Source organism: Parafannyhessea sp. (assembly GCF_051876455.1).
In the GTDB taxonomy this organism is placed as follows: domain Bacteria; phylum Actinomycetota; class Coriobacteriia; order Coriobacteriales; family Atopobiaceae; genus Parafannyhessea.
In genome coordinates, this window is record NZ_JBJEHW010000181.1 from 1 (window position 1) to 8,996 (window position 8,996).

General features: G+C 64.8%; 7 protein-coding genes. 3 read left to right on the forward strand and 4 right to left on the reverse strand.

The genetic code is table 11. The features are described from left to right. Positions 1–78: 78 nt before the first annotated feature. Positions 79–756, reverse strand: a complete 678-nt coding sequence (locus ACI38Z_RS07765) for a transaldolase family protein (protein WP_439789619.1) — start codon at positions 754–756, stop codon at positions 79–81. A gap of 132 nt (positions 757–888) precedes the next feature. Between ACI38Z_RS07765 and ACI38Z_RS07770 the strand changes: the two genes are divergently transcribed. From ACI38Z_RS07770 to ACI38Z_RS07780, 3 genes are all read left to right on the forward strand, one after another. After that, the gene (locus ACI38Z_RS07770; protein ID WP_439789620.1) at positions 889–1,437 is read left to right on the forward strand and encodes a LemA family protein; all 549 of its coding nucleotides are present in this window, start codon (positions 889–891) and stop codon (positions 1,435–1,437) included. Positions 1,438–1,803: 366 nt separating this feature from the next. After that, positions 1,804–3,645: a magnesium transporter gene (locus ACI38Z_RS07775; protein WP_439789622.1), complete on the forward strand. Its 1,842-nt coding sequence runs from the start codon at positions 1,804–1,806 to the stop codon at positions 3,643–3,645. A 61-nt stretch (positions 3,646–3,706) separates the two neighbouring features. Beyond that, the gene (locus tag ACI38Z_RS07780) at positions 3,707–4,942 is read left to right on the forward strand and encodes an Nramp family divalent metal transporter (protein ID WP_439789627.1); all 1,236 of its coding nucleotides are present in this window, start codon (positions 3,707–3,709) and stop codon (positions 4,940–4,942) included. Between the two features lie 70 nt (positions 4,943–5,012). On the opposite strand, the gene ACI38Z_RS07785 is transcribed toward ACI38Z_RS07780, so the two are convergent. The 3 genes from ACI38Z_RS07785 to ACI38Z_RS07795 all read right to left on the reverse strand — a co-directional run bounded on the left by ACI38Z_RS07785 (position 5,013) and on the right by ACI38Z_RS07795 (position 8,831). Beyond that, positions 5,013–6,647, reverse strand: coding sequence for a hypothetical protein (locus ACI38Z_RS07785; RefSeq protein WP_439789623.1), 1,635 nt, complete (start codon positions 6,645–6,647; stop codon positions 5,013–5,015). Between the two features lie 6 nt (positions 6,648–6,653). Beyond that, positions 6,654–7,649, reverse strand: a complete 996-nt coding sequence (locus tag ACI38Z_RS07790; RefSeq protein WP_439789624.1) for a glycosyltransferase family 2 protein — start codon at positions 7,647–7,649, stop codon at positions 6,654–6,656. Positions 7,650–7,766: 117 nt separating this feature from the next. Beyond that, positions 7,767–8,831 carry a PRC-barrel domain containing protein gene (locus ACI38Z_RS07795; protein WP_439789626.1) on the reverse strand — a complete coding sequence of 355 codons (1,065 nt, stop codon included), beginning with the start codon at positions 8,829–8,831 and terminating at the stop codon, positions 7,767–7,769. Between the last annotated feature and the right edge of the window lie 165 nt (positions 8,832–8,996).

The window sequence follows — 8,996 nt, forward strand, 5'->3', positions numbered from 1 at the left end:
GAAAGACGGGGGCGCCGCCCGCGCGATGCGGTGCGGTACCCCCGTCCATTATTGGATACGGTCAAATATATAACTGAGCTACGGACGGAGCGTCGTGCGGCCGTAGGCCTTCTTCCAGTTTGCCGTGAACTCGTCCACCGCAATCTGGGCGCCGGGGTGGCCAATCAGGTTGTAGGCGACGTCGACGGGCACGGTGACCGCCTGGATGCCAGCCGCGATGAGCTCGTGCACCTGGTCGGTGTTCTTGAACGAGGCTCCCAGGACCTTCGTGCCGGAGTTCTGCATCGCGAGCATGTCGACCAGGTCGCACACGTCGCGCAGGCCACCGCCGTAGTTGCACATGCGGTTGACGTAGGGAGCCAGGTACTCCGCGCCGTTGTGCGCCGCCATGAAGCCGGCGTCCGCGCTGTAGATGGAGGTCGCCAGGCAGTGGACGCCCTCCGCCTCGAGCGCCTTGATCGCCCTGAGGCCGTTGTGCGTGACGGGGATCTTCACGTACATGTTCTGTGGGCGCAGGCCCGCGATGAAGCGCGCCTCCTCCATGATTCCGTCATAATCGGTCGAGACCACCTGCGCAAAGACCTTCTGGTCCGGGCGGAAGTAGTCGATTATCTGCCCGAGCGCCTCGAGTGGGTCCTTGCCGGACTTTGCCAGGATGCTGGGGTTGGTCGTGACGCCCTGCACGTTGAGCAGGCCGTCCAGGTCCTTGATGGCGTCGATGTCCGCCGTGTCCAGGTACAGCTCGAAGTCGTCCATTCCGCTTCCCCTTTCGGTTGTCTTACGCAGGCATGTTGGCGCCATGCTAGCAACGCGGGGCGCGAGGTGGTTCGGCATTTCGCCCAGCGGGTATACTCAGCTCACGGTCAGGCTCCCTACGGAAGGAAAGACATGCTCGCCATCGTCATCATCGCGATAGTCGTAGTCCTCGCCATCTGGTTCATATCCATCTACAACGGCATCGTCCAGAAGGACAACCGCTGCGACAACGCCTGGCAGACCATCGACGCGCAGCTCCAGCGCAGGAACGACCTCATCCCCAACCTGGTCGAGACCGTGAAGGGCTATGCCTCGCACGAGTCCAAGACGCTCTCTGCCGTGACGCAGGCGCGCTCGGCCGTCGCCAACGCCACCACGCCCGAGGACAAGATGCAGGCCTCCAACGTGCTCTCCGGCACGCTCAAGTCGCTCTTCGCGGTGGCGGAGTCCTACCCCGACCTCAAGGCGAACGCCAACTTCCAGCAGCTCCAGAGCGAGCTCTCCGATACGGAGAACAAGATCTCGTACGCGCGCCAGAGCTTCAACGACTGCGTGCTCGAGTACAACAACGCGATCGAGACCTTCCCCGGCAACGTGGTCGCGGGCTCCAAGTTCAAGACCCGCCAGGGCTTCGAGGTCACCGACGCCTCCGTGCGCCAGGCGCCGCAGGTCAAGTTCTAGGCGCGCCAAGCCACATAGCACTGCTTCCCAGGGGAGAAGGACGGCCCACGCGGACCGTTCTTCTCCCCTGCCTTTTATGTAATACGGCGCCGCAACCCGACCGCCAGACATTCGCAGAGGTTGTGCGGCTTACATTGCGCTTGCAGCCAGCTGGTCGAAACGTGAGGGTCGGCGTGTACAATACCTAAGGTTTTATGGCCCGCATGGCATGCGGGCGGTTTTGTTGGCTAGGAGAAGGGTCATTGATGAAACCTCGACCGTACAGTCGATGACCCCAGTGCGTCCTGGTTGGTCGCGCTTGGGGTGTTCTGAAAGCACGTTCGGGCACTGTGCGATGCCTGAACCGGCACCAACTAAGGAGTTCGCATGATCTATCTGTCCCAGATGCTGGGCAAGCCCGTCGTCGACCTCGATGGTGAGAGGATCGGCAAGGTCAACGACCTCGGCATCGCCACGGGCGAGGTGTTCCCGCGCGTGACCGCCCTCGCGATCGAGGGCCCTGGCAAGACGCCGCTCATGATTTCCTGGCGCAAGTACGTCGACTCGTTTGACGACGACGAGGTGCGCCTCAAGGTAGTCGCAACCGACATCCGCTTCTCGTACCTGCAGCCCGACGAGGTGCTCATCGCGCGCGACCTGCTTAACAAGCAGATCGTCGACACGCGCGGCATGCGCGTCGTCCGCGTCAACGACCTGAAGCTGAGCGACACAAGCTCCTCCCAGCTGCGCCTGCTTGGCGCCGAGGTGGGCGTGCGCGGCCTGCTGCGCTCGCTCTCGCCCAGGCTCGAGCGCATCGTGCTCAAGATCTCTCGCGCGCTCGGCCGCCCCATCCCCGAGAAGATCATCGCGTGGAACTACATGGACCTGCTGGACAGGGACCTCTCCAACGTGAAGCTCTCCGTCTCTCACAAGACGCTCGACGACATGCACCCCGCGGACATCGCGGACATCCTGGAGCGGCTCGACCCGCGCCTGCGCGGCCAGGTGTTTGCCCAGCTTGATGACGAGCAGGCAAGCGAGACCATGGCCGAGTTCGATGACGACGCGATGGCCGCCGAGATCATGGGCGACATGGAGGAGAAGGACGCGTCGCGCATGCTGTCCGAGATGGACCCCGACGACGCCGCCGAGCTCGTGAGCGAGCTGGACTACGACAAGGCCGAGAAGCTCCTGCGCCTTATGGGCGTGAAGGAACAGAAGGCGATCAGGCAGCTGCTGGGCTACCGCGAGGACACGGCAGGCCGAATCATGACGTCCGAGGTGGTCTCGCTCCCCGAGGACGCCACGGCCACGGACGCGGTGGACAAGCTGCGCAGCCTACCCGACGACTTCGAGACGGTCCACTACCTCTACCTGGAGGACGAGGAGGGTCGCCTGAGCGGCCTCGTGACGATGCAGGCCCTGGTGACCGCCGACCCCGGCGACAAGCTTTCCGACCTCGCGATCGACGAGGACCTGGTCACGGCCAGCCCGGACGAGGACCAGGAGGACGCGGCCGAGGACATCGCGAAGTACAACCTGCTGGCGCTGCCCGTCGTGGACGACAACAAGAAGCTGCTGGGCATCGTCACGGTCGACGACGCGCTCGACGTCCTGGAGGACGAGCACGCGGAGGACCTGCAGATCGCGGGCGCCACTACCTCCGACTCCGAGGGCAACCACAACCTCGAGAGCGTCATCTGGCTCATGCGCAACGAAGCATGGTTCTTCTTCTGGATGCTGGGCACGGCCGTGCTGTCCACGCTCTTCTCGCCCGACCTGGGTGCCATGCCGGCGCTGCTGCTTTCGCTTGCGCTCCCTGTGGCGGTCATCGCGGGCAACGACGCCGCCAACTACGCCAAGAACGCCTTCCTCGAGTACGACCCCGACGACGAGGACTCCCCCTCCACCCTGGGCTTCGTGCTCAAGGGCATCGGGATGGGCGCGCTGTTCTCCATCCTGGTGGGCCTGGTCGCGGGCGGCATCGCGAGCGCGGCTCTGGGCAACTCCATCGCCGCGCTCAACGTGGCCAAGACGAGCATCGAGGCGGCCGTCGCGAGCGTGATGGTGTCGTTTGTGACCATGCCCATCTACCTGCACGTCCTGCGCAAGCGTGACGAGAAGAACCTGGAGACCTCGGGCACGACGCTTTCCATAATCGCGATGGCGGTCGCGCTCGTGGTCTTTACGGTTGTCTGCATCGTCCTCGTCAGCGGATGGATGGTCTAGCGTGGCGGCCAAGACGGCGGGCAAGACCCGCGTCGGCAAGACCGACAAGCAGGACAAGAAGATGGACGCCAAGAGCAAGACGCAACTCGCGGCCATCCTCGCGGCCATGGGACCGGGCCTCCTGACGGCCTTTGCCGGCAACGACGCCGGCGGCATCGCAACGTACTCCACCACGGGCGCCACGTACGGCTTCGGCATGCTGTGGACCGTTCCCATCATGTGCCTGCTGCTCATCGTGGTGCAGGAGACCGCCGCGCGCATGGGCTGCGCCACGGGCAAGGGCTTTGCGTCCCTCATCCGCGAGCGCTTTGGCGTGCGCGTCTCCGCGCTGGCCATGCTCTCGCTCATCATCTCCAACTTCACGGTCACGCTGTCCGAGTTTGCGGGCATCGCGTCCGGCATGCAGCTGTTTGGCGTTCCTCTGCAGGTGAGCGTGCCCGTGAGCGCGCTCGTGACGTGGATGCTCGCCATGAGCGGCTCGTACCACCGGATCGAGAAGATCCTCCTGGGCCTGAGCTGCGTGTTCCTTACCTACATCGTGTCCGGCTTCATGGCGGGCCCCAACTGGGGCCAGGCCCTGCACGACACGGTCGTGCCGCAGTTCTCCAACGACCCGCACTACGTCTCGCTCCTGGTGGCCAACATCGGCACCACGATCTCGCCCTACATGATCTTCATGGTGTCGAGCAGCGTGGTCGAGAAGAACCTCGACGCGTCCGACATCCCCGGCCAGCGTGCGGACAACGTCTCCGGCGCCATCGCGGCCGAGATCGTGACCTGGTTCATCATCCTCACCACCGGCGCGGTGCTCCACCCTGCCGGCATCTCGATCAACTCCGCCGCGGACGCAGCCAAGGCGCTGGTGCCGCTCGCGGGCAAGTACGCGTCGGTCCTGTTTGCCGTTGGCCTCGTGGGCGCGTCGTTCCTGGCGGCCTGCGTGCTCCCGGGCATCACGGCCAGCGCCGTGTGCGAGGCGTTTGGCTGGGAGCGCGGCGCGGACCGCACCTGGCGCGAGGCGCCCGTCTACCGTGGCATCATCACGGGCATCACGATCCTGTCCGCGGTGATCATCCTCATCCCCAACGTGGACCTGTTTGGCATCATGATGGTCTCGCAGGTCATCAACGGCGTGATGCTACCCGTGCTGCTCGTCTGCATGGTGCTCATCGCGGCGGACCGCCACATCATGCACCGCCACGCCAACGGAAAGCTGTGGAACGGCCTCACCTGGTTCACCATCATCGCGGTGACGTTCTTCACGATCATCATGTTCGTGTTGCAGGCGCTGGGATACTAGCCGCAACGCAAGACAAAGGTACGGACGAGAAGAGTGGCGCGGCCTCCTGTAGGTCGCGCCGCTCCGCCATCTATCTGTCGCCGAAGCGCGCGGCGAGCGCCTGGAACCCATGCATCCCGAGGAGGACGAAGTATCCCGCATAGAGGTACAGGTAGCGCGACCGAGCCTCGAAGACCATGAGGAAGAGCGCCATCGCCCCGAGCGTGAAGATGATGATGGCCCACGAGGCATCGTCACCGTTCCCCCTTGCGGAGTGACGTCCACTGGATTGCCCCGTTCTTCTCGCCAGAAGGCAGAGCGGGATTCCGGCGAGGCAGACAAGCCAAAGCGTCTGCTCGACCGTGCAGAACACGTTGTAGAAGTTGGGACCCTTGTAGTACCCCTCCGGATAGATGTAGCTCCGGAAGAAGTTGGTCCCCTCGCCAAACGAGCCGTGGTGTGGCATGAGGAAGAAGTGGCCCTCGGCCGTCCAGGCAAACGTGCCGTCGTTGAAGCTGACGAGGGTCTTCTTGCACTCATGCTTCAGGAGGCCGACCGGGCCATAGGAGGAGATGCGCTCCCCTATCACCCTCAGGTTCATCTGCCTGCGCGCGTCCACGTTGGGCTCCGCTATGCTCGCATTGACGTCATCCTGCGAGAACACGCCATCGGTCTTATCGTTGAGCCCCATCATCGCGAAGTGCGACATGCCGAACCTCGCGTCCTCGTTCCAAGAGATCCCAAGGCTCCCAATCGCCAGGGAGACCAGGCAGAGCGCGAGCGCCAGGGAGGCGATGACGGCGGCCACCCTCTTGAGGACGGTCGTCACGGTTTCCTTGCGCAGGTCCACCAGCAGCCAGGCCACGATGGCCGCAAGGACAACGAAGATGCAGGTTGGCTTTACGTTGTAGGCAACGCCCCCAAGCGCCCCGAGCGCAACGGACGCCGGCAGCGAGGGCTTGGCGCAGACGACGACCCAGAGCATGAGGGTGCAGAGGAACAGGGAGTACGTGTCAGAGTAGGGAATCATGTACCAGGGGGACATCCCCACCAGCACAAAGAAGACGGCGTCGGTGACCCCGGAAAACGAGCCGTGCGACAGAAGCCTCCCAGAGATGCGCGTGAACATGAAGAACGACGCGGACACGAGCACGATGGAGACGTATGAGAGGAACGCCCGGATGGCAATCCAGGGGAACAGGGTCCGACGGATGACCTCCTCCGCCCTCAGCACGATCACAAGAAAGATGTTGTTGGGATAGGTCGAGAAGTAGAAGTACAGTCCCGCATCCTTTGGAAGGCTTTGGGACAGAGGGGAAGGGAGAAGAACGGCCCCCCTTATGGCCCCGGTGTCCCAGCCCGAGTAGAAGCCCGCGTACTTGAACGAGGCGGCCTGATAGCAGAGAAGTGCCAGCGTCGCCACCAGCGCCGGCAGCGTGTCACCGAGAACAGGATGGTCCGGCTGCGCGCTCGTACGCTTGGCTTCCGGCCGCCTCCGCCGCCTGACCGCAAGCACGACGGCCACGATGCCTGCCGCAATCAGAAGCAGGACCCAGTTTGGCGCAAGCGGGACGTTGGAGTCGCTCCCCCAGTAACGCACCCTCCTGTCAAGAATCAGGTCCAAGGCGAGGATGCCGAGGTAGAGCACGAGGACGATGGCCGCAAGAACGCCAGCGACGCGTTGGCCAATGGCGACCCTGCCAGCAGCGGGCCTGTTGTTTCCCATGGCGGCCTAATCCAGCTCGACGTCGACTACGTAGCGCGGGCGCCCCTTCGTCTCGAGGTAGGCCTTGCCCACGTACTCGCCCGTGACGCCCAGGGAGGTGATGATGAGCCCGCCGACCAGCCATATCGACACCATGACGCTCCCCCAGCCGGCCACGGCGTGCCCGGTGGCCCAGCTCGCGATGGTGTATATGAGCATGACGACCGCGACGAGGATGGCCACGATGCCGACGACGGTCATCACGTGCATGGGCTCGATGGAGAAGGACGTGATGCCGTCCACGGCGAGCGCGAGCATCTTCGAGAGCGGGTACTTCGACTCCCCCGCCATGCGCTCCCTGCGGCTGTAGAAGACCCTGTCGGTCCTGAACCCCAGGGTCGGCACGATCCCGCGGAGGAAGAGGTTCGCCTCGCGGTACTGCGAGAGCGCCACGAGCGCGCGCCTGCCCATGAGGCGGAAGTCGGCGCTGTTGTACACGACCTCGGTGCCGAGCCTCCGCATGAGCCTGTAGTAGGCCTGCGCCGTGTCGCGCTTGAAGCCCGTGTCGGTGTCGCGGTTGTCCCTCACGCCGTAAACGATCTCGGCGCCGGAGGCGTACTTGTCGACCATCCCCTCGATGACGCCCACGTCGTCCTGGAGGTCGGCGTCGATCGAGACCGAGGCGTCGCAGCCGCGGTCGAGGGCGTCCATGAGCCCCGCGTAGAGCGCCCGCTGGTGCCCCTCGTTGTGGGCGAGCCTGATGCCCGTGAACACGCGGTCCGACTCGTGGAGGCCCGAGATGATCTCCCACGTCGAGTCCTTGGAGCCGTCGTCCACGAGGACGATGCGGCTGTCCTGGGAGGCCTTGCCCCTCTCGACGAGGCCCCTCAGGGTCTCCGCGAGGATGGCGCTCGACTGCGGGAGGACCTCCTCCTCGTTGTAGCAGGGCACCACGATGCAGAGCATCGGGGCGGGCTCGCGGGGGGTGGGAGGGATGATGTTGAGGTACCTGCCGGTTTTCATGGTTCTCCAGCTGTCGTTTGTGTTGGTGTCGATTGTGCGTCACACATTATAGCGAGCTGAACGAACCCTTAGTTTGCCATGCACCAAGCTACGCAATGCCAGCGTTCCCGACGCTACCTACTTGCTTGCCTTCTTGTACTCGTCGATGAACGAGCCAAACATGCTTCCCATCTTGCCCAGCTCGCGGCCGACCGCCTTTGCGGCCTCCTCCGAGCCGCTCTTGGGGGCGGGCTTCTTCTTGGCCGCAGGGCGAGAAGAACCCTTCGCCGCGGGCTTGGGCGCCGCCTTGGCCACCGGCTTGGTCTGGGTTGCGGCGCCCGCGGCGCCCTCGGCCTGGGAGGCCGGCACGTAGGTCTTGGGCTCGGGCTTGGCGGAGCCGTCCTTCTCGCCCGCGATGCGCGCGGCGGGCTTGGGGGCGCTCACCTGCACGTTGGGGGCCTCCCTTGCGGGAAGCTGCTCCTGGGGCTGCTGCTCGGCCTCGTTTTCCGCCTTGGCCTCGTCTATGGCGCGCTTTGCCTTGCCCAGCGCCTTGCCCAGCGCAAACGAGCCCTTGTCGATGGCGTCCGCCGCTACGGCGCCTGCCTTCTCGCCCGCCTTCTTGCCGGCGATCTTCGCCTTGGCGTAGCCCTCGCCGGCGGCCGCGGCCGCTCCGCCGCTCAGCTTGAGGTCCGCTGCCGCGGGGTCGACGATCATGTAGCCCTTGTGGTAGCCCTGCACCATGCTCACGGGAATCTCGAGCGAGCCCACCAGCGACTGCGCCACGCTGCCGTCGCCCACGCAGAACTTCTGCACCGCGCCGTTCTTCGGGTCGAAAATGGCGTTGTTGACGTAGCCCAGCTCGCGGCCGTCGCTCGTCTTTGCGTCCATGCCCGTCCACATGATGCAGGCGTCCCAGTCGATCCCGAGCCGCTCGCGCGCGCGGTCGTCCACGCCGTCCTTCTCGTCCTTGAGCAGGAGGCCCTTCTCCACGGTGCCAAACGCGTCGCGCGCCATGAAGAAGTCCGGCCTCTTTACCATGCCTGCGATGTCCGGGCGCTTCACGGTAAAGCCCACGACCGTCGTCCCGTCGGGCGAGAAGACCGCCATGTGCACCTTGCCGAGCTTTACGAGCTTCTCCTCGCCCTTGCGGGTCGTCTTGCTCTTGAAGACCTTCAGACCAACGATGTCGCCAACGCGCAGCATCAAACCATTCCCCTCGGACGGGCGGCGTCGGGCGCCTACCCGCGCTATCAAAACGGACGCGACCGTGCGTCAGCACGCGTCGCGCCCGAAGCGAAAACTCAGTTCATGCCTGGCGCTACTCGGCGTCGTCGTTGACGACCTCGACGTGCACGCCCTCGGCCTTGG

Coding starts and splice junctions, on each gene's coding strand:
- ACI38Z_RS07765 (WP_439789619.1), bottom strand. CDS start 756: ATGGACGACTTCGAGCTGTACCTGGACACGGCGGACATCGACGCCATC.
- ACI38Z_RS07770 (WP_439789620.1), top strand. CDS start 889: ATGCTCGCCATCGTCATCATCGCGATAGTCGTAGTCCTCGCCATCTGG.
- ACI38Z_RS07775 (WP_439789622.1), top strand. CDS start 1,804: ATGATCTATCTGTCCCAGATGCTGGGCAAGCCCGTCGTCGACCTCGAT.
- ACI38Z_RS07780 (WP_439789627.1), top strand. CDS start 3,707: ATGGACGCCAAGAGCAAGACGCAACTCGCGGCCATCCTCGCGGCCATG.
- ACI38Z_RS07785 (WP_439789623.1), bottom strand. CDS start 6,647: ATGGGAAACAACAGGCCCGCTGCTGGCAGGGTCGCCATTGGCCAACGC.
- ACI38Z_RS07790 (WP_439789624.1), bottom strand. CDS start 7,649: ATGAAAACCGGCAGGTACCTCAACATCATCCCTCCCACCCCCCGCGAG.
- ACI38Z_RS07795 (WP_439789626.1), bottom strand. CDS start 8,831: ATGCTGCGCGTTGGCGACATCGTTGGTCTGAAGGTCTTCAAGAGCAAG.